Annotated in this window: 16 protein-coding genes and 1 tRNA gene; 10 read left to right on the top strand and 7 right to left on the bottom strand. The window is 60.2% G+C overall.

Annotated features, from left to right (window positions below):
* Window positions 1-60: 60 nt before the first annotated feature.
* The 4 genes from AC0IW7_RS07155 (at window position 61) to AC0IW7_RS07170 (ending at window position 4,798) form a co-directional block, all read left to right on the top strand.
* Window positions 61-1,332 carry a YeaH/YhbH family protein gene (locus AC0IW7_RS07155; RefSeq protein ID WP_471816716.1) on the top strand — a complete coding sequence of 424 codons (1,272 nt, stop codon included), beginning with the start codon at window positions 61-63 and terminating at the stop codon, window positions 1,330-1,332.
* Between the two features lie 9 nt (window positions 1,333-1,341).
* Window positions 1,342-2,907 (top strand): SpoVR family protein, encoded by a 1,566-nt coding sequence (locus AC0IW7_RS07160; protein ID WP_471816718.1) that lies wholly within the window; start codon window positions 1,342-1,344, stop codon window positions 2,905-2,907.
* A 76-nt stretch (window positions 2,908-2,983) separates the two neighbouring features.
* Entirely contained in the window at window positions 2,984-3,505 is a 522-nt protein-coding gene (locus AC0IW7_RS07165; RefSeq protein ID WP_471816720.1) for a DUF4136 domain-containing protein, read from the top strand.
* Between the two features lie 54 nt (window positions 3,506-3,559).
* The gene (locus AC0IW7_RS07170; RefSeq protein WP_471816722.1) at window positions 3,560-4,798 is read left to right on the top strand and encodes a multifunctional CCA addition/repair protein; all 1,239 of its coding nucleotides are present in this window, start codon (window positions 3,560-3,562) and stop codon (window positions 4,796-4,798) included.
* A 61-nt stretch (window positions 4,799-4,859) separates the two neighbouring features.
* Here the strand turns inward: AC0IW7_RS07170 and folK are convergent, their stop codons facing one another.
* On the bottom strand, window positions 4,860-5,378 hold the full coding sequence (gene folK / locus AC0IW7_RS07175) for a 2-amino-4-hydroxy-6-hydroxymethyldihydropteridine diphosphokinase (protein ID WP_471816724.1): 519 nt from the start codon (window positions 5,376-5,378) through the stop codon (window positions 4,860-4,862).
* On the bottom strand, window positions 5,369-5,725 hold the full coding sequence (gene folB, locus AC0IW7_RS07180) for a dihydroneopterin aldolase (RefSeq protein ID WP_471816726.1): 357 nt from the start codon (window positions 5,723-5,725) through the stop codon (window positions 5,369-5,371). The genes folK and folB overlap by 10 nt, the downstream gene beginning before the upstream one ends.
* A 74-nt stretch (window positions 5,726-5,799) precedes the next feature.
* Here folB and plsY point away from each other — a divergent pair, with 74 nt between their 5' ends.
* The gene (gene plsY, locus AC0IW7_RS07185; RefSeq protein WP_471816728.1) at window positions 5,800-6,369 is read left to right on the top strand and encodes a glycerol-3-phosphate 1-O-acyltransferase PlsY; all 570 of its coding nucleotides are present in this window, start codon (window positions 5,800-5,802) and stop codon (window positions 6,367-6,369) included.
* A 3-nt stretch (window positions 6,370-6,372) separates the two neighbouring features.
* On the opposite strand, the gene tsaD is transcribed toward plsY, so the two are convergent.
* Window positions 6,373-7,398: a tRNA (adenosine(37)-N6)-threonylcarbamoyltransferase complex transferase subunit TsaD gene (tsaD, locus tag AC0IW7_RS07190; protein WP_471816730.1), complete on the bottom strand. Its 1,026-nt coding sequence runs from the start codon at window positions 7,396-7,398 to the stop codon at window positions 6,373-6,375.
* Window positions 7,399-7,596: 198 nt separating this feature from the next.
* Between tsaD and rpsU the strand changes: the two genes are divergently transcribed.
* The 5 genes from rpsU to AC0IW7_RS07215 all read left to right on the top strand — a co-directional run bounded on the left by rpsU (window position 7,597) and on the right by AC0IW7_RS07215 (window position 16,024).
* Window positions 7,597-7,812: a 30S ribosomal protein S21 gene (rpsU, locus tag AC0IW7_RS07195; protein ID WP_002551877.1), complete on the top strand. Its 216-nt coding sequence runs from the start codon at window positions 7,597-7,599 to the stop codon at window positions 7,810-7,812.
* Window positions 7,813-8,130: 318 nt separating this feature from the next.
* Window positions 8,131-10,137 (top strand): DNA primase, encoded by a 2,007-nt coding sequence (gene dnaG / locus AC0IW7_RS07200; protein ID WP_471816732.1) that lies wholly within the window; start codon window positions 8,131-8,133, stop codon window positions 10,135-10,137.
* Between the two features lie 67 nt (window positions 10,138-10,204).
* Entirely contained in the window at window positions 10,205-12,055 is a 1,851-nt protein-coding gene (rpoD, locus tag AC0IW7_RS07205; RefSeq protein ID WP_122491993.1) for an RNA polymerase sigma factor RpoD, read from the top strand.
* 141 nt (window positions 12,056-12,196) lie between these two features.
* The gene (locus tag AC0IW7_RS07210; protein WP_471816734.1) at window positions 12,197-15,931 is read left to right on the top strand and encodes an EAL domain-containing protein; all 3,735 of its coding nucleotides are present in this window, start codon (window positions 12,197-12,199) and stop codon (window positions 15,929-15,931) included.
* Window positions 15,932-15,947: 16 nt separating this feature from the next.
* Window positions 15,948-16,024 (top strand) — tRNA-Ile (locus AC0IW7_RS07215).
* Between the two features lie 77 nt (window positions 16,025-16,101).
* On the opposite strand, the gene AC0IW7_RS07220 is transcribed toward AC0IW7_RS07215, so the two are convergent.
* From AC0IW7_RS07220 to speB, 4 genes are read right to left on the bottom strand one after another with little or no spacing between them, the layout of a single operon-like run.
* Complete coding sequence (locus AC0IW7_RS07220) at window positions 16,102-16,902, bottom strand: amino acid ABC transporter ATP-binding protein (protein ID WP_471816735.1); 801 nt, start codon at window positions 16,900-16,902, stop codon at window positions 16,102-16,104.
* A gap of 9 nt (window positions 16,903-16,911) precedes the next feature.
* Window positions 16,912-17,571, bottom strand: a complete 660-nt coding sequence (locus AC0IW7_RS07225; RefSeq protein WP_471816737.1) for an amino acid ABC transporter permease — start codon at window positions 17,569-17,571, stop codon at window positions 16,912-16,914.
* 10 nt (window positions 17,572-17,581) lie between these two features.
* Window positions 17,582-18,232 (bottom strand): amino acid ABC transporter permease, encoded by a 651-nt coding sequence (locus tag AC0IW7_RS07230; protein ID WP_463550804.1) that lies wholly within the window; start codon window positions 18,230-18,232, stop codon window positions 17,582-17,584.
* Window positions 18,220-19,188 (bottom strand): agmatinase, encoded by a 969-nt coding sequence (gene speB / locus AC0IW7_RS07235; protein WP_463550805.1) that lies wholly within the window; start codon window positions 19,186-19,188, stop codon window positions 18,220-18,222. Before speB ends, AC0IW7_RS07230 begins: the two co-directional genes overlap by 13 nt.
* Window positions 19,189-19,194: the final 6 nt, after the last annotated feature.

Here is a 19,194-nt window from a genome sequence, read left to right on the forward strand (position 1 = left end):
TGCTCGCTACGGTGCTCGCCGTAGCGAGCGCAGCAGGCCTGGGGGTTCTGAGGAGCGTCCATGAGCTATGTGATCGACCGCCGTCTGAACGGCAAGAACAAGAGCACGGTAAACCGTCAGCGTTTCCTGCGACGCTACCGCGACCACATCAAAAAGGCCGTTGAAGAGGCCGTCAGTCGCCGTTCCATTACCGATATGGAGCACGGCGAGCAAATCAGCATTCCCGGCCGCGACATCGACGAACCGTTGCTTCATCACGGTCGCGGCGGCAAGCAAACCCAGGTTCACCCCGGCAATAAGGAGTTCACCGCTGGCGAACGCATCCCCCGCCCGCAGGGCGGCGGCGGTGGCAAAGGCGCGGGCAAAGCGAGCAATTCTGGCGAAGGTATGGACGAGTTTGTCTTCCAGATTACCCAGGAAGAATTCCTCGACTTCATGTTCGAAGACCTTGAGTTGCCGAACCTGGTGAAACGCCAGCTCACCGGCACCGACACGTTTAAAACCGTGCGTGCCGGGGTCAGCAATGAAGGCAATCCGTCGCGCATCAACATCGTGCGCACCTTGCGCTCTGCCCATGCTCGCCGCATTGCGTTGTCCGGCAGCAGCCGCGCAAAACTCCATGCAGCGATTGCCGAGCTTGAACGCCTGAAAGCCGAAGAACCCGATAATTTCGCCGACATTCAGGCCAAAGAAGGGGAAATTGTTCTGCTGCGCGCGCGCATTAAAAAGGTGCCGTTTCTCGACACCTTCGACCTGAAATACAACCTGCTGGTGAAGCAACCGAACCCCAGCTCCAAGGCCGTAATGTTCTGCTTGATGGACGTTTCCGGCTCCATGACGCAGGCGACCAAAGACATCGCCAAGCGCTTCTTCATCTTGCTGTACCTGTTCCTCAAGCGGAACTACGAAAAGATCGAAGTGGTGTTTATCCGCCACCACACCAGCGCCCGCGAAGTGGACGAAGAAGAGTTTTTCTATTCACGCGAAACCGGCGGCACCATCGTTTCCAGCGCCCTCAAGCTGATGCAGGAAGTGATGGAAGAGCGTTACCCCACCAGCGAATGGAATATCTACGCGGCGCAGGCCTCGGACGGCGATAACTGGAACGACGATTCGCCCATCTGCCGCGACATCCTCATGAAGCAAATCATGCCGCTGGTGCAGTACTTCACGTATGTGGAAATCACCCCGCGCGAGCACCAGGCGTTGTGGTTCGAGTACGAGCAAGTCGGTGAGGCGTTTGCCGACACCTTCGCTCAACAACAACTGGTGTCTGCCGGCGACATTTACCCGGTGTTCCGCGAACTGTTTCAGCGCCGACTCGTTAGCTGAGGTAATGCCATGAGCGCTCGAGAGAAGAAAAGAGGCCAGCCCATTTCCACCGGTTCGGAATGGACCTTCGAGCTGATCCGCGCCTATGACAAAGAGATCGCGCGCATCGCCGAAGGCTATGCGCTGGATACTTACCCAAACCAGATTGAAGTGATCACCGCCGAACAAATGATGGATGCCTACGCCTCGGTGGGCATGCCGCTGGGCTATCACCACTGGTCCTACGGCAAGCATTTTCTCAGTACCGAAAAATCTTACAGCCGAGGCCAGATGGGTCTCGCGTACGAGATTGTGATCAACTCCGACCCGTGCATTGCCTACCTGATGGAAGAAAACACCATCTGCATGCAGGCACTCGTCGTTGCGCACGCCTGCTACGGCCACAACAGCTTTTTCAAAGGCAACTACCTGTTCCGCACCTGGACCGACGCCAGCTCGATCATCGATTACCTGGTGTTCGCCAAGCAGTACATCATGCAGTGCGAAGAGCGCTACGGCATCGACGCCGTGGAAGACCTGCTCGACTCCTGCCACGCGCTGATGAACTACGGCGTCGACCGCTACAAACGCCCGTATCCGATTTCCGCCGAGGAAGAGCGCCAACGTCAGAAAGAACGGGAAGAACACCTGCAGCGGCAAATCAACGACCTGTGGCGGACCATTCCTAAAGGCGCCGACAAGGGCAACGACAAAGACGCCGGCCGCTTTCCCGCGGAGCCGCAGGAAAACATTCTGTACTTCCTGGAAAAACACGCGCCGCTGCTCGAACCGTGGCAGCGGGAAGTGGTGCGCATTGTGCGCAAGATCGCCCAGTATTTTTACCCGCAGCGCCAGACTCAGGTCATGAACGAAGGCTGGGCAACGTTCTGGCATTACACGCTGATGAACGATCTGTACGACGAAGGCTTGGTCACCGACGGCTTCATGATGGAGTTCCTGCAGTCGCATACGAGCGTGATCTACCAACCGCCGTTCGACAGCCCGTATTACAGCGGCATCAACCCGTACACCCTGGGCTTTGCGATGTACCGCGACATCCGCCGCATGTGCGAAGAACCCACCGAGGAAGACAAACGCTGGTTCCCGGAAATTGCCGGAAGCGACTGGTTGTCGACGGTGAAATTCGCCATGAAAAGCTTCAAAGACGAGAGCTTTATTCTCCAGTACCTGTCGCCCAAAGTGATTCGCGACCTGAAGCTCTTCAGCATCATGGACGACGACCAAAAAGACGAATTGGTGGTGCCGGCGATTCACGACGAACCGGGCTATCGCATCATTCGTGAAACCCTGGCGGCCCAATACAACCTGGGCAACCGCGAGCCGAATGTGCAGATCTACAGCATCAACCGCCGAGGCGACCGCTCGCTGACGCTGCGCCACCAGCAACACGACCGCAAACCGCTGGGGGAATCAACCGAAGAAGTGCTCAAGCATTTGCACCGGCTGTGGGGCTTCGACATTCATTTGGAAACCGTGCGTGGCGACCAAGTGGTGCAAACCCAACATGTGCCGCCACGGGGCGATACCGAGAACACGGAATACCCGCGCCTGGACCTGGTGATACCGCCGATTTAAACCCCGTCCGTTCGACTGGTTGACCGACGGCAAGCTTGCGTTGAGCATATTGCATCCTTCGCGGAGCTTGCCGTTTATGCCTGTACAGCCGTTTTTCCTGCGCGTTTTGTTCCTCAGCCTGCTGCTTGTCGGCTGTTCAAGCCCGTCGCCGCGAGTACTGGTGGTGCAAACCGCCACGCCGTCGTTGGGGCAGCGCCACACCTTTGAAATGCTGCCGCCAAGCACTAGCCCGAACGGCGAGTTGCCGCCCACCCGCGATTACGCCCAAGTGCGCGCCAACCTGCGTCAGGGCCTGCTAAATCGTGGCTATGTCGAGGCCAAGAAAGCGGACGTGCGCGTCGCCTACACCCTGACGTTGAATGAAGCCCCGCTGGAATTTCGCGTCGATACGCCACCCCCGAACGCCCTCGGCAGCTATCTCGCCGTGCACCGTTTTCAAGATGAGTCCATCACCCTGCGATTGCGCGTTAGCGACCGGGCCGACAAAACCCTCTGGCAGGGTTTGATCACCACAAGCCTGAGTCCCTCATGGCAGCGTGAAGAATTGCTGCGTGCCGCCGTGGTTGCCCTGATGCAGCAAATTCCCGTCAGCCGCTGAGCCTGGCCATTAGCGGCGCAGCAGGTATCCTGTGGCGCTAACGGAGGGTTTTCCATGCAGATTTACAAGGTCGGCGGTGCCGTGCGTGATCGCCTGCTGGGCCGCGATGTCACCGATATCGATTGGCTGGTGGTTGGCGCGAGCGCAGAAGAGATGCTCGCAGAAGGCTTCCGCCCCGTCGGCGAAGACTTCCCGGTCTTTCTTCATCCGCGCACCCAGGAGGAATACGCCCTCGCCCGCACCGAGCGAAAAAGCGGGCGCGGCTACGGCGGCTTTACCTTTTACGCAAGCCCCGACGTCACCCTCGAAGAAGACCTGACCCGCCGCGACCTGACCATCAATGCCATGGCCGAAGACGACGCCGGCAACGTGCTCGACCCCTATGGCGGCCAGCGTGACCTTGAGGCGCGCGTGCTTCGCCACGTATCGCCCGCCTTTGCCGAGGACCCGTTGCGCGTGCTGCGCGTCGCCCGCTTCGCCGCGCGCTATGCGCCGCTGGGCTTTCACGTCGCCGACGAAACCCTGGCCTTGATGCGCAGCCTGAGTGAATCCGGCGAGCTGTCAGCCCTAACGCCGGAACGCAGCTGGAAGGAAATTTCCCGCGCGCTCATGGAAGAACGCCCAGATGTGTTTATTCAGGTGCTGTATGACTGCGGCGCGCTGCAAGCGATGCTGCCGGAAGTACACGCATTGTTTGGCGTGCCGCAGCCCGAAGCGCATCACCCGGAAATCGACACCGGCGCCCATGTACTGAGCGTGCTGCGCCAATGCGCCGAACATGGGCAACCGCTGACCGTGCGCTGGGCCTGCCTGCTTCATGACCTAGGAAAGGGGCTGACCCCGGAAGAAGAATGGCCACGGCATATCGCCCATGAACACCGCGGCGTAAAGCTGATAAAGGCGGTGAACGAGCGCTGCAAGGCGCCACGCGACTGTCAGGAACTGGCCGTTTTGGTGGGCGAATATCACACCCATGGCCATCGCGCGCTGGAGTTGAAAGCGTCGACCTTACTGGAACTGCTACAAACGTTTGACGTGTACCGCCGCCCGCAGCGCTTTGACGAGTTTATTGCCGCGTGCGAAATGGATGCGCGAGGGCGGCTGGGGTTGGAGCAGCGCGACTATCCACAAGCCGCTTACCTGCGCGCCGCCGCCGATGCGGCGCGGGCCGTGAAGGTTCAGCCGTTGGTGGAACACGGCTACCAAGGCGCCGAATTGGGCGAGGCGCTCAAGCGCGAGCGCCTGAAAGCATTGCAGGCGTACAAAGCCGCGCAAATTCCACCTGCTCTGTAGGAGCGAGCTTGCTCGCGAAGCTCTTGCTCTATAACCAAGAGCTTCGCGAGCAAGCTCGCTCCTACAAAAGGCCGGTCGGCGTCAGCTGCTCACCACGCCACTCAAACGCCACCGGCGCCAGCACCTGCTCGATGTGCGCGTCCCGCCACAGCTCGGCATAAGATGTCTGCACACCCGGATGCAACTGCTCCGGCAGCAGCATCGCCAGCGGCCAGAGCACGAACGCGTTCTTGAGAATTTCAGCGCGCGGCAGAATCAGTCCGTCGAAATCGCCCACCAGATCGCCGTACGTGAGCACATCGATATCCAGCGGCAGGCCCTTGCGATTCGGTGCATACCGCCCGTTATCGGCTTCGATGCATTTCAGGCGGCGATCCAACTCGTGCAGCGGCAGGTCGGTTTCGGCCAGCACCACAAGATTGAAAAACGGCCCGCTCTTGATCCCCACCGGCTGGCTTTCGAAGACCGGCGAGCAGCGCATGTTTTGAAGGAATTGAGCCAAGGCATCGAGTCCAGCCGTCAGGTGCGCTTGGCGCTCAACGTTGCTGCCCAGGCCCAGCAGAATGGGGGTCAGAGGCATCCGCGCTGAATCTCCACGCCGACGCCGCCAGTAGCTGCCGGCACGGCGCCGGGCTTGGTGAGTTTCAGGCGTAAACCGGGGATGTTGAATTCGCTCATGAGCATCTCGGCGAGGCGCTCGGCGAACGTTTCCACCAGTTGAAATTGCGCCTGTGCCGCGAACGACTGAATGCGCGCGGAGACCGAAGCGTAGTCGAGCGCTTTGCTGAGATCATCACCCGCAGCGGCCGGGCGATTGTCCCAGGCGAAGCTCAGGTCCAGGCGCAGGCACTGGCGGATGTCGCGCTCCCAGTCATACGCACCGATCACGGTGTCGACTTCAAGACCTTCGATAAACACTCTGTCCAAGCACTCTGCTCCGCCGCACGACAAGGGCGCTGCGCCCCGCTAGAATCGGGGCTCACTCGCCCCGGATGGATACCATGTTCTGGTTGCTGGCGATCCTCGCCTACCTGCTCGGCTCGCTGTCTTTCGCCATCCTGCTCAGCCGCCTGGTCGGCGCTCCCGACCCTCGCGCGGCTGGCTCCGGCAACCCCGGCGCCACCAACATGCTGCGGGTGGCAGGTAAAAAGCTGGCCATCCTGACCCTGTTAGGCGACGTGCTCAAAGGCCTGCTGCCCGTGCTGGTCGCTTATGCGCTGGGCCTTTCAATGCAACATCAAGCCTGGATCGGCCTCGCCGCCGTGGTCGGGCATCTTTACCCGGTGTACTTCAATTTCCGTGGCGGCAAGGGCGTCGCGACTGCGGCCGGCATGCTCCTGGGTCTTTATCCGCCGGCAGCCTTGTTGGCCGCTGCGGGGTGGGGCCTGACCTTCTGGCTGACCCGCACCAGCTCGCTGGCATCGTTGATTGCCACGCCGCTGATCCTACCGCTACTTGCCTGGCGGCAACCCGCTGCGCTGCTGCCCATGTGCGTGCTTACCGGCCTGATCGTGTGGCGCCATCGCAGCAATTTACGCGACCTGCTGGCTGGGCGCGAACGGCATTTCTAAGCGTTAAATCGCTGGCAGTTGTTCCATCGGCCAACGCGCCTGCACCGAGATTTCCGGCCCTTCGTGCTGGCCCGCCATGAGCCGCTGGCAACCGGCGTAGGCGATCATCGCGCCGTTATCGGTGCAAAAAGCCGGGCGGGCGTAAAACACGTTGCCTTTGAGATCACCGAGCATTTTTTCCAGCGACCGCCGCAGGGCCTGATTGGCGCTCACGCCGCCGGCGATCACCAGACGATTCATACCGGTCTGCTTGAGGGCACGCTTGCATTTGATGGTCAGAGTCTCGACCACGGCGGTCTGGAAGGCCAGAGCAATGTCGCTACGGGTTTGCTCGCCGTCGTCGCCAGCATTGCGGCATTGCAGCCACGTGTTCAGGGCGAAGGTTTTCAGGCCGCTGAAGCTAAAATCCAGGCCTGGGCGATCGGTCATCGGGCGAGGAAACACGAAACGCCCCTCCACGCCGTTGAGCGCCAGGCGAGCTATTTCAGAACCGCCGGGATAGCCGAGGCCAATAAGTTTGGCTGTCTTGTCGAAGGCCTCGCCGGCCGCATCGTCCAGCGACTCACCGAGCAACTGGTACTGGCCGATGCCATCGACACGCACCAATTGTGTATGGCCGCCGGAAACCAGTAGGGCAACAAACGGAAATTGCGGCGGGGTTGCTTCCAGCATCGGCGCCAACAGGTGGCCTTCCATGTGATGCACGCCAAGCGCCGGAATGTCCCAGGCAAAGGCCAGCGCTTGGGCGCAGGAAGCGCCGACCAGCAGCGCACCGACCAGGCCGGGGCCGGCGGTGTAGGCGATGGCGTCGATGTCGTGCGTGGCGCAGCCGGACTGCTCCAGCACTTCGCGAATCAACGGCAGCATGCGCTTGACGTGATCACGCGAGGCGAGCTCAGGCACCACGCCGCCGTAGGCTTTATGCAAGTCGATTTGGCTGAACAAGGCATCGCCCAGCAAGCCGCGCTCGCTGTCATACAAGGCAACGCCGGTTTCATCGCAAGAGGTTTCTAGTCCCAGCACGAGCATGGGTTTTCCCTTCAGACTGGGCAATTTCGAAGGCGCGCATGATAATCGCCGCCCTTAACGCCGCCTAGCGGTTTTCGATCAGAGGCTTTGCATTCCTGGCGATGAGGCGTTAACATCCGCAACCCTTAAAAACCGACGTCCTCCAGCTCAGTTTGCAACGAGTACGTCTACCCCGGTAATGAATGAAGGTAGCTCTGGATGCCAGCCGTCAAAGTTAAAGAGAATGAACCCTTCGACGTAGCTCTGCGTCGCTTCAAACGCTCCTGTGAAAAAGCCGGTGTTCTGGCTGAAGTTCGCAGCCGCGAGTTCTACGAGAAACCAACTTCTGAGCGCAAACGCAAAGCTGCAGCCGCAGTTAAGCGCCACGCCAAGAAAGTGCAGCGCGAACAGCGCCGCGCCGTTCGCCTGTACTAATACGCAGACTGACGCCGCCTGTTTTGCCACGCCCGGCCGCAAGCCGGGCTGCCGGCAAAATCGATAGCACAGACGCTTCAAACGCATTAGCGAAGTTATCCAGGTTGTTTAGGCAGCCGCGATAAGCCTCGCTTTTTCGCGTTTTGGCGGATCACATTTTCCGCCCGCCCCGCAATTAAAAGGCCTGTAGAGCCGATCGCCAACAATTGGCATGATTAGCCCCTCGCCGCTTCGTGCGCCGAGACGCGCTTTGCATCTATTTCCGAACACCTGAAATCCCGACAGTAATGCCGGCGATTCGACGACTTCGAGAGCGCCATGGCCGGGCTTATTCCCCAAAGCTTCATTGACGACTTGCTCAACCGCACCGACATCGTCGACGTGGTCAGCTCGCGCGTGCAACTGAAGAAAACCGGGAAAAACTTTAGCGCCTGCTGCCCCTTCCACAAAGAGAAGACGCCCTCCTTCAGCGTCAGCCCCGACAAGCAGTTCTACTACTGCTTCGGCTGTGGGGCCGGCGGCAACGCCCTTGGTTTTATCATGGACCACGACAATCTGGACTTCGTCCAGGCCGTGGAAGACCTGGCCAAAAGCGCCGGCATGGAAGTGGTTCGCGAAGAAGGCGGACGGAGTGGCAACCATAAACCGCGCCAGCCCACCGACTCGCCGCTGTACCCGCTACTGACAGCCGCCGCCGAGTATTACCGCCAGGCGTTGAAAAGCCATCCAACCCGCAAAGCCGCTGTCGACTACCTGAAAGGACGCGGTCTTTCCGGCGAAATTGCCCGCGACTTTGGCCTCGGTTTCGCCCCGCCCGGTTGGGACAATTTGCTCAAGCACTTGGCCACCGACACGCTGCAACAGAAAGCGATGATCGAAGCCGGCCTGCTGATCGAAAACGCCGACAGCGGCAAACGCTACGACCGCTTTCGAGACCGGGTGATATTTCCCATCCGCGACAGCCGTGGCCGTGTCATCGCATTTGGTGGCCGCGTACTGGGCGACGACAAACCCAAGTATTTGAACTCGCCGGAAACCCCGGTTTTTCATAAAGGCCAGGAGCTGTACGGCCTGTATGAGGCGCGCAAAAGCAATCGCGACCTGGATGAAATCATGGTCGTCGAGGGCTACATGGACGTTATCGCCTTAGCCCAGCAAGGCTTGCGCAACGCCGTCGCCACGCTTGGCACGGCCACCAGCGAAGAACACCTCAAGCGTCTGTTCCGCATCGTGCCCAGCGTGCTGTTTTGCTTCGACGGCGACCAAGCTGGCCGCAGCGCGGCCTGGCGTGCCCTTGAAGCCACGCTGCCCAGCCTGCAAGACGGCCGCCGCGCGCGCTTCCTGTTTTTGCCCGAAGGCGAAGACCCCGACACCTTGGTGCGCGCCGAAGGCACCGACGCGTTCCGCGCGCGAATCAACCAACAGGCGCAGCCACTGGCCGACTATTTTTTCCAGCAATTGACGCAAGAAGCCGACCCGCGCTCGCTGGAAGGCAAGGCGCACTTGGCGACCTTAGCCGCGCCGCTCATCGACAAAATCCCCGGCGCCAATCTGAAAACCTTGATGCGCCAGCGGCTGACCGAAATTACCGGCCTGAGCATTCAGCAGTTGAATCCTGCGCCTCACAATCCGGTCAGCGCACCGCAAGCACCCTCGAATTCGCATCCGCATTACGAAATGGACGAGGCGCCGCAATACGACCCCAGCGCTTATTTCGACGCGCCAGCCGACTACGGCCAGGAGCAATACGCGCCGCAGCCTGAGCAAGCATGGCAGCCGAAGACGGGGTTCAAGGGAAAAGGCCAGGGCGGCAAGAAATGGGAAAAAAATTGGAGCAAAAGAGGTGATCGCGACCGCGATGATTTCCCCCGCGGACCGCGCGTTGCGGCACCGGTAGAATCTCCGACGCTTACCGCGCTGCGCACGCTGCTGCATCACCCGCAGTTGGCCGAGAAGGTGGAAGAGGCCAGCCACTTCGCTGCCGAAAACGACACCTATGCGCAATTGCTCGTCGCGCTGCTCGGCGCCATGCAGAAAAATCCGAAATTGCGCTCGCTGCAGCTGATTGCACGGTGGCATGGAACTGAGCAGGGACGTTTATTGAAGGCGTTGGCGGAAAAGGAGTGGCTGATTGACGCTGACAACCTTGAACAACAGTTTTTCGACACTATAACTAGTCTGGCTGCACGCCAACGTGAGCGCAGCCTGGAACATTTGCTGCGCAAAGCTCGTCAAAGTGAGCTCAGCGCAGAGGAAAAAGAGCAACTTCGCGGCCTCCTTAGTCGCACTGCAACTCCCGTCACCCCGACCTCAACTGGCGCGTGAGGTCTCAGCTCTGGTATAATCCTCGGCTTGTTTTTTGCCCGCCAAGACCTTCAGTGGATAGGGTGTTATGTCCGGAAAAGCGCAACAACAGTCCCGCCTTAAAGAGTTGATCAGCCGTGGTCGTGAGCAGGGTTACCTGACTTACGCAGAGGTCAACGACCACCTGCCGGAGGATATTTCAGATCCGGAACAGGTGGAAGACATCATCCGCATGATCAATGACATGGGGATCAACGTATTCGAGAGTGCTCCGGATGCGGACGCTCTGCTATTGGCTGAAGCCGATACCGACGAAGCGGCCGCCGAAGAAGCAGCCGCTGCTTTGGCTGCGGTAGAAACCGATATTGGCCGTACCACCGACCCGGTGCGCATGTATATGCGCGAAATGGGTACGGTCGAATTGCTGACCCGCGAAGGCGAGATCGAAATCGCTAAACGCATCGAGGAAGGCATTCGTGAAGTCATGGGCGCTATCGCCCATTTCCCAGGCACTGTCGACAGCATTCTTTCCGAATACACCCGCGTCACCACCGAGGGCGGCCGTCTGGCCGAAGTCCTCAGCGGCTACATCGATCCGGATGACGGCATAGCCGCGCCGGCCGAAGTGCCCGTCCCGGTTATCAAAGACGGCGCAGCTGCCGCCGAGCCTGAAACCGAAGACGAAGAAGCCGACGGTGACAGCGAAGACGAAGAAGAAGGTGATGGCGGCCCGGATCCAGAAGTTGCACGCGTGCGCTTCGGCGCCGTAGCCGACCAACTGGAAAAAGCTAAAAAGGTGCTGAAAAAGCACGGCCGCGACAGCAAGCAAGGCATGGCCGAACTCGCTGAACTGGCCAGTCTTTTCATGCCGATCAAGCTGGTTCCGAAGCAATTCGATGCGCTGGTTACTCGTGTTCGTGACGCCCTTGAGCGTCTGCGTGCACAAGAACGCGCCATCATGCAGCTGTGTGTGCGTGATGCCCGTATGCCGCGTGCCGACTTCCTGCGTCAGTTCCCGAGCCACGAAATCGACGAAAGCTGGGCTGAGCAGCTGTCCAAAGGCAAAAGCAAATACGCTGAAGCCATTGGCCGCCTGCAAGCCGACATCCTGCGCTGCCAGCAAAAACTGGTTGCCCTGGAAGCTGAAACCGGTTTGAAACTCGCTGAAATCAAAGACATCAACCGTCGCATGTCGATCGGTGAGGCGAAAGCCCGCCGCGCGAAGAAAGAGATGGTTGAAGCGAACTTGCGTTTGGTGATTTCGATCGCCAAGAAGTACACCAACCGCGGTCTGCAATTCCTCGACTTGATCCAGGAAGGCAACATCGGCTTGATGAAAGCGGTGGACAAGTTCGAATACCGTCGCGGCTACAAGTTCTCGACTTATGCAACCTGGTGGATCCGTCAGGCGATCACTCGCTCGATCGCCGACCAGGCCCGCACCATCCGTATTCCGGTGCACATGATCGAGACGATCAACAAGCTAAACCGCATCTCGCGTCAGATGCTTCAGGAAATGGGCCGCGAGCCTACTCCGGAAGAACTGGGCGAGCGCATGGAAATGCCTGAGGACAAAATCCGCAAGGTATTGAAGATCGCGAAAGAGCCGATCTCCATGGAAACACCGATTGGCGATGATGAAGACTCCCATCTGGGTGACTTCATCGAAGACTCCACCATGCAGTCGCCCATCGACGTTGCCACGGTAGAAAGCCTCAAAGAAGCGACCCGCGAAGTACTGGCCGGCCTCACTGCTCGTGAAGCCAAAGTACTGCGCATGCGCTTCGGCATCGACATGAATACCGACCACACCCTCGAAGAGGTTGGTAAACAATTCGATGTAACCCGCGAGCGGATTCGGCAGATTGAAGCCAAGGCGCTGCGCAAGCTGCGTCATCCAACGCGTAGCGAGCACCTGCGCTCCTTCCTCGACGAGTAATTCGTTACCCAACGAAAGCCCGTTACTGAAGCGCAAACAAAACCCCCGGCCTGGTCCGGGGGTTTTGCTTTTTGGATGCTGGCAACCCGCCACACAGCTACACTCGGCACATCAATCCCCACGCTGTTTTGAGGCCGGGTCATGCCGCGACTGCTTGCCACTCTTCTGCTGTGCTTGGCCTATTGGTGTGCACCCGCCCAGGCATTCACCCTGACCTCAGAGGAGCAGGCCTGGCTTGAGGCCCACCCAACCTTGCGCATGGGCGTCGACGCCACCTGGCCACCCTTCGAATACCGCGACGAACAAGGCCGATATCAAGGATTGGCCGCCGACTACATTGCCCTGATCGAAAAACGCCTAAACGTAAAAATGGAGACGTACGAGCCCAGCACCTGGAGCGAAGTGCTTGAGCAAGCCCGGGCTGGCAACGTCAACCTCTTACCCGGCGCCATGTCCACACCCGAGCGCCAGGGCTACCTGAGCTTCACCCGCCCCTATCTCGACTTCCCCATCGTGATCCTCGCCCGCAACGGCGGAGCCCAACCTCACGAACTCAAAGACCTGTACGGGCTGAAAATCGCGGTCGTGGAAAACTACGCGCCGCACGAAATTCTACGAAGCCGCCACCCGGATCTGAACTTGCTGCCCGTCGCTAATGTCGCCGCGGCGCTGCAAGCCGTGGGCACGGGCCAAGCTGACGCACTGGTGGGCGACCTCGCCTCCAGCGTCTGGGGCTTGCGCCAGCTCAAACTCGAAGGCATCGCCATCACCGGCGAAACGCCCTACCGCTACCAGCTATCAATGGCCGCGCCGAAAGACCAGGCGATTTTGGTCAACATCCTCGACAAATTGTTCGCCGACATGAGCAGCAGCGAAATCGAAGCCATGCAGGAACACTGGCTCGGCGGCGTGCTGGACCAACGCAGCGTGTGGCGAAAAACCCTGGTGGTTGCCGTACCGGGCCTACTCGCTCTGCTGCTCGTTCTGATTATCGTGGTCGCTGTAAACCGGCGCCTGAGCAGTGAAATCAACCGACGCGCTGCTCTCGAATTGGCGCTTCGTAACAGCGAACAGCACTACCGCAGCCTTGTGGAATGCTTGTCGGCAGTCACCTGGGAAGCCAGCCGTGAAGACTTCTGCTATTCCTACGTCTCGCCCCATGCCGAAAAACTGTTTGGCTACCCGCTGAGCGACTGGCAGACCCCAGGCTTCTGGGCAAACGCGCTGCACCCGCAAGACCGCGAACGCACCCTCGCCTACCGCCGTCAGGAGACAGACGCCGGCCGCGACCACACCGTTGACTACCGCATGTACGCCGCCGATGGCCGCCTGGTCTGGATTCACGACATCGTCACCTTGATCGAACACCGAGGCGCCACCGTGCTGCGTGGCGTGATGGTTGAAGTCACCGAAACCAAACAGATCGAGCAAGCCCTGCGCCTTTCTGAACAGAAATTCGCCTCCGTGTTTCAGCAATGCCCAGACGTGCTGATCATTGCCCGCCGCGACGATGGTCGCTTGCTGGAGGTGAACCCTTCCTTCGAGCTGCACACCGGCATTCCCGCCGCCGAGGCCATCGGCAAGAACGGCACAGAACTCAACTTGTGGGGCACTGCCGACGCGGGTCCAACCGTCTTGCAACGGCTGCAGCACGACAGCCTGCGCAACCTCGAAATGCTCTTCCGCCGCCAAAACGGCGAGTTCTTTACCGGTCTTATTTCCGCGCAACAATTCCAACTTGCCGATACGCCAGCGCTCGTCATCGTGGTGCGCGACATCAGCCAAGTGAAGAAAACTCAGGAAGAGCTGCAATCCTCCGAAGAGAAATTCGCCAAAGCCTTTCACGCTTCACCCGACGGCTTGCTGCTTACGCGCATGCGCGACGGCCTGATTCTGGAGGTGAACGAAGGCTTCTCCAGCCTGACCGGCTACACCAGCAGCGACGCCACCAACCAGTCCACGCTCGGCCTGGGCCTGTGGCACAACCCGCTCGACCGCAGCACCGTGATGCAACAGCTGCAAGAAATCGGCACCGTGCGCGATTACACCGCGGCTATTCGAGGCAAGAACGATGAGCTGCGCTTGTGCGAAATTTCGATGCAGAGCATGCAAATCAAAGGCGAACACTGCGTACTGACCATCGCCCGCGACGTCACCGAACGCACCCGCACCCAAGAGAAACTCCAGCTCGCCGCCACCGTGTTTGAGAGCACGGCTGAAGGCGTGCTGATCACCGACACCCAACAGCGCATAACCGCCGTCAACCGCGCCTTCACCGAAATCACCGGCTACAGCGAAGCCGAAGCGCTCGGCCGTTCCCCGCAACTGCTCGCCTCGGGACAACATGACAGCGCCTTTTACGCCGCCATGTGGCACCAGCTTGATGCTGCCGGTCACTGGCAAGGCGAGATTTGCAACAAACGCAAAAACGGCGAGCTGTATCCGCAATGGCTGACCATCAGCGCCGTGCGCAACGATGACGAACGGATCACCCATTTCGTCGCCGTGTTTGCCGACATCACCTCACTCAAACACGCCCAAGACAAGCTCGACCACCAAGCCCACCACGACTCCCTCACCGGCCTGCCCAACCGCCTGCTATTCGAAAACCGCCTTCAAGCCATGCTTGCCGACGCACAAACCACGCCGTGCCTGGGCGCCGTGTTATTTCTCGACCTGGACCGCTTCAAACACATCAACGACAGCCTAGGCCACCCCGTCGGCGACCTGCTGCTGCAAGACACCGCGCAGCGCCTGCGCAACCAACTGCGCGACATCGACACCGTGGCACGGCTTGGCGGCGATGAATTCATCATCCTGCTTCCTGGCCTGCATGAACCGGCGGATGCCGAGCGCGTAGCGGCGAAATTACTCACTTGCCTGAGCGCACCGTTCCAAGCAGATGGTCACGAATTCTTTATCACCGCCAGCATTGGCGCGAGCCTGTTCCCCCAAGACGGCAGCGACGTCGCCACCCTGATCAAAAACGCCGACGCCGCCATGTACCGCTCCAAAGCCAAAGGCCGCAACCGCGCCGAGCTCTACACCAGCGACCTAACCCAGCAAGCCACCGCCCGCATCGCCCTGGAAAACGAACTGCGCCGCGCCATCGAACGCAACGAACTGAGCCTGCACTACCAACCCAAACAATCGCTCGCCGACCGCCAGATCGTCGGCGCAGAAGCGCTGCTGCGCTGGCACAGCGCGGTCTTCGGCAACGTCTCGCCGGAACGCTTCATCTCACTCGCCGAAGACAACGGCCTGATCCTGCCCATTGGCGACTGGGTGCTCGCCCAGGCCTGCCAGCAAATGGGCGAATGGCAGCGCCACCACCTGCCGTTCGGCCCGATGTCCGTCAACCTCGCCGGCGCCCAACTGCGCCAACCGCGCCTGGTGCAGCGCATCGCCGACCTGCTCGCCGAACACCAATTGCAGCCCCACATGCTGCAACTGGAAATCACCGAAAACTTCATCATGAACCAGACCGACGAGGCGCTGACCATCCTCCACGACCTCAAACGATTGGGCGTCTTGATCGCCATCGACGACTTCGGCACCGGCTATTCGTCCCTCAGCTACCTGAAACGCCTGCCGCTGGACACCTTGAAAATCGACCAATCCTTTGTCCGCGGCCTGCCCGACGACCCCCACGACGCCGCCATCACCCGCGCCATCATCGCCCTGGGCCGCAGCATGCAACTCACCCTGGTAGCCGAAGGCGTAGAAACGCCCGCACAAGAGCGCTTCCTCATCGAAGAAGGCTGCGAACAGATCCAAGGCTTCCTCCTCAGCCGCCCGGTAACCCCTGACAAGTTCGCAAGTACTTTCCTAAGCCCGCGCCACGCAATTGGCACACAGCAAACCGCACCGGTATAATCCGCCGCACTTCTGAGGGCCTATAGCTCAGTTGGTTAGAGCAGAGGACTCATAATCCTTTGGTCCACGGTTCAAGTCCGTGTGGGCCCACCAAATAAAAAGCCGCGCTTAATGCGCGGCTTTTTCGTTTCTGCGGATCTCTGCGGCATTCGTCCCTTCCGGCTTCCTAGTTACCCCACAAAGCCCACATTCCTCTCCGCCCACGTCGCCAAAAAGCTTTTCAACAGCGCCGACTGCGGCCGGTTGAACAGGTCCGCCGGCGCTCCTTGTTCTTCGATCATTCCATTTGCCAAAAACACCACCTTGTCGGCTACCTGCGCGGCAAAGCCCATTTCATGGGTGACGATGACCATGGTCATGCCATCGGCGGCGAGGGTGCGCATGACTTTTAGCACTTCGCCGACCAGTTCCGGGTCGAGCGCTGAGGTGGGTTCGTCGAAGAGCATGATTTTCGGCTCGCGGCCAAGCGCCCGGGCGATGGCGACGCGTTGTTGCTGGCCGCCTGAAAGGGTGTTGGGGTAGGCGTCGATTTTGTGGGCCATGCCGACTTTGTCCAGGACTTCGAGAGCTTTGGCCTTGGCGGTTGCGGCGTCCATGCGGCTGACTAGGCGCAGGGGTGCCATGACGTTTTCGAGCACGGTTTTGTGCGGCCACAGGTTGAATTGCTGGAACACCATGACGACGTTGGCGAGGTCTTTTTGCACGACCCATTCGGGAAGCCGGGTGAGGTTGCCGGCAGGGTCGGAGCCGTAGCCGATCAGCCGGCCCTGCACTTGCACCTCGCCGCCGTCGTAGGTTTCAAGAAAGTCGATGCAGCGCAGCAGGGTGCTTTTGCCCGAGCCTGAGCCGCCGATGATGCACATCACTTCGCCTTTGTGCACATCCAGACTGATGCCTTTGAGCACGGCATTGGTGCCGAAGCTTTTCTTCACGTCCACCAGTTTGATGACCGGTTTGCCTAGTTCACGCATGCAATATCCTCAGGTTCCAGGCAGGTAGCGCCGAGTGCGCCGTTCCAGCAGCCGCGCGGTGCGCGCCAGTGCGAAGGTGATCAGCCAGTAGGTAAGGCCTAGAAACAGGTAGGGTTCGATGAAGGAAAAGGTCTCTGTGGACATGCGGCTGGCGGCGCTCATCATTTCCGGCACGGTGATGATTGAGAGAATGGCCGACTCCTTCACTAGCAAGATGGTCTGGTTGACGATCGACGGCAGGATCAGGCCGAGCATGTGGGGCAGTTTTACGTGGGTTAGTACTTGCCAGCGGGAAAATCCCAGGTCGCGGGCGGCCTCGATTTGCCCTGGCGGTACGCTCAAGAAACCGCCGCGAAAGATTTCTGCGAAGTACGCGGCGCTGTAGAGCCCCAGACCGCCGATGCCAACTTGCAGTGCGCTGAGTTCGATGCCAATAAACGGCCCGCCGTAGAACACCAGGTAGATCTGCACCAGAAGCGGCGTGCCACGAAACAAGGTGAGGTAGAGCTGGTAGACCAGGCGCGTCAGCCAGTTATTCAGTTGTCCGAGCAGGCACAACAGCAAACCCCACAGAAGCCCGATCAGCAGCGCGCCGGCGCTGGCCAGCAGCGTAAAAAGCAGGCCTTGCAGCAGCAGCGGGCCGTAGCTCACATAAAGGTGCAGGTTCATAGGCCGTCCATCAGCGCGTGCTCAGCCGCTTTTCCAGGTACTTGCCGCCGTGGCTGACGCTCAAGGTCAGCAGCAAATACAGCAGGCCTGCGGCGGTGAAGAACTCCAGCGGCCTATAGGTGGTAGAGGAATAGGTGTGGGCGATGCGCATCAATTCGGTGACGGCGATGGTGGAGATCAGCGACGAGTTTTTGATGATGTCGATGGTTTCGTTTACCAGCGCCGGAATCGTTGCACGCACCACTTGCGGCAGTTGCACGTGCAGGAGGATCTGCCAGCGGTCGAGGCCGATGTCCCAGGCGGCCTCGGTCTGCCCACGCGGCAGGGTTTCAAAGCCGCCGCGCAAGATCTCGGCCTGGGAAGCGCCGCTGTTGAGTGCCAGAGCAAGAATGGCGGCGGGTAACGCCGGCAGGTTTATCCCGATCAGCGGCAACATGAAGAAGATCACGGCCAGTTGCACCAGCAGGGGCGTGCCGCGCAAGGCGCTGATGTAGAAGCTTGCGACGGCGCGCGCGACCGGGTGGCCTGACACGCGCGCGACCCCGGCCAGCACGCCGATGCCGAACCCGAGCACGATGGCCAGCGCGGAAATCCAGGCCGTCATCCATAGGCCATGCAGTAGCTCGCCCCGGTAGCCGAGCACGACACTCAGGTCGAACATGCGCGCGCCTCAGCGCCACCTTGGCGGCGCTGCCAGGCCACGGCGGTCACGCACAGCAACTCGAACAGCATCGTGGCGCCCACCAAGGCGGTGTTGCCGCTGGGGTCGAAGGGCGGTGAAACCTCCACCACGTCGCCGCCCACAATGTCGAGGTCGGCTAGCGAGCGCATCATTTGTTGCGCCTCGAAGGTGGTGAAGCCACCAATTTCCGGTGTGCCCGTGCCGGGTGCGTACACGGGGTCGAGGCCGTCGACATCGAATGTGACGTACACCGGACTGTCGCCCACCACGCGGTGAATTTCGGCTATTACCGCTGGCAGCCCCAGTTGATAGAACTCTTCGATGCTGACCACACGCATGCCGCTGTCGTAGCTGAACTTCCAGATATCGCGGTCGGTGATGCTGCCGCGAATACCGATCTGGATGGTTTTCAGCGGGTCGATCAGGCCTTCCTCGGCCGCCACTTTAAAGGGCGAGCCGTGGTGGAAACGCGAGCCCAGGTAGAAGTCTCCGGTGTCGCAGTGGGCGTCGAAATGCACCAGCGCCAACGGGCCGTTTTTCGCCAGGGCTCTTAGCACCGGCAGGGTTACGGAGTGATCACCGCCCACCGACAGCGGCACGATGCCGGCGGCGCACAGTGGTTCGTAGAAAGCCTGGATCGCGTCATGCGCCGCGGTTAATTCAAAAGGGCTTTCCGGTACGGCATCGCCGACGTCGGCGACACGGCAAAGCTCGAATGGGGCAACGCCGGTGGCCTGGTTGATGATGCGCATAAGGCTCGACTGGTTGCGCACTTCACGCGGGCCGTGGCGCGCGCCGGGACGATTGGTAACGCCGCCGTCGAAGGGAATGCCTACCAGGGCGATGTCTACATCCGCCAACTGTGGGCTGAACGGTGTGCGCATGAAGGTCGCGATGCCGGTGTAGCGCGGCTGGGTTTTCGGATCGGCGCTCATGGCCTG

This window comes from Pseudomonas sp. AC229 (genome assembly GCF_979254655.1).

What these genes read in the sequence shown, in the direction of transcription:
- AC0IW7_RS07155 (WP_471816716.1), top strand. Translation starts at nt 61, where the DNA reads ATGAGCTATGTGATCGACCGCCGTCTGAACGGCAAGAACAAGAGCACG.
- AC0IW7_RS07160 (WP_471816718.1), top strand. Translation starts at nt 1,342, where the DNA reads ATGAGCGCTCGAGAGAAGAAAAGAGGCCAGCCCATTTCCACCGGTTCG.
- AC0IW7_RS07165 (WP_471816720.1), top strand. Translation starts at nt 2,984, where the DNA reads ATGCCTGTACAGCCGTTTTTCCTGCGCGTTTTGTTCCTCAGCCTGCTG.
- AC0IW7_RS07170 (WP_471816722.1), top strand. Translation starts at nt 3,560, where the DNA reads ATGCAGATTTACAAGGTCGGCGGTGCCGTGCGTGATCGCCTGCTGGGC.
- folK (WP_471816724.1), bottom strand. Translation starts at nt 5,378, where the DNA reads ATGCCTCTGACCCCCATTCTGCTGGGCCTGGGCAGCAACGTTGAGCGC.
- plsY (WP_471816728.1), top strand. Translation starts at nt 5,800, where the DNA reads ATGTTCTGGTTGCTGGCGATCCTCGCCTACCTGCTCGGCTCGCTGTCT.
- tsaD (WP_471816730.1), bottom strand. Translation starts at nt 7,398, where the DNA reads ATGCTCGTGCTGGGACTAGAAACCTCTTGCGATGAAACCGGCGTTGCC.
- rpsU (WP_002551877.1), top strand. Translation starts at nt 7,597, where the DNA reads ATGCCAGCCGTCAAAGTTAAAGAGAATGAACCCTTCGACGTAGCTCTG.
- dnaG (WP_471816732.1), top strand. Translation starts at nt 8,131, where the DNA reads ATGGCCGGGCTTATTCCCCAAAGCTTCATTGACGACTTGCTCAACCGC.
- rpoD (WP_122491993.1), top strand. Translation starts at nt 10,205, where the DNA reads ATGTCCGGAAAAGCGCAACAACAGTCCCGCCTTAAAGAGTTGATCAGC.
- AC0IW7_RS07210 (WP_471816734.1), top strand. Translation starts at nt 12,197, where the DNA reads ATGCCGCGACTGCTTGCCACTCTTCTGCTGTGCTTGGCCTATTGGTGT.
- AC0IW7_RS07220 (WP_471816735.1), bottom strand. Translation starts at nt 16,902, where the DNA reads ATGCGTGAACTAGGCAAACCGGTCATCAAACTGGTGGACGTGAAGAAA.
- AC0IW7_RS07225 (WP_471816737.1), bottom strand. Translation starts at nt 17,571, where the DNA reads ATGAACCTGCACCTTTATGTGAGCTACGGCCCGCTGCTGCTGCAAGGC.
- AC0IW7_RS07230 (WP_463550804.1), bottom strand. Translation starts at nt 18,232, where the DNA reads ATGTTCGACCTGAGTGTCGTGCTCGGCTACCGGGGCGAGCTACTGCAT.
- speB (WP_463550805.1), bottom strand. Translation starts at nt 19,188, where the DNA reads ATGAGCGCCGATCCGAAAACCCAGCCGCGCTACACCGGCATCGCGACC.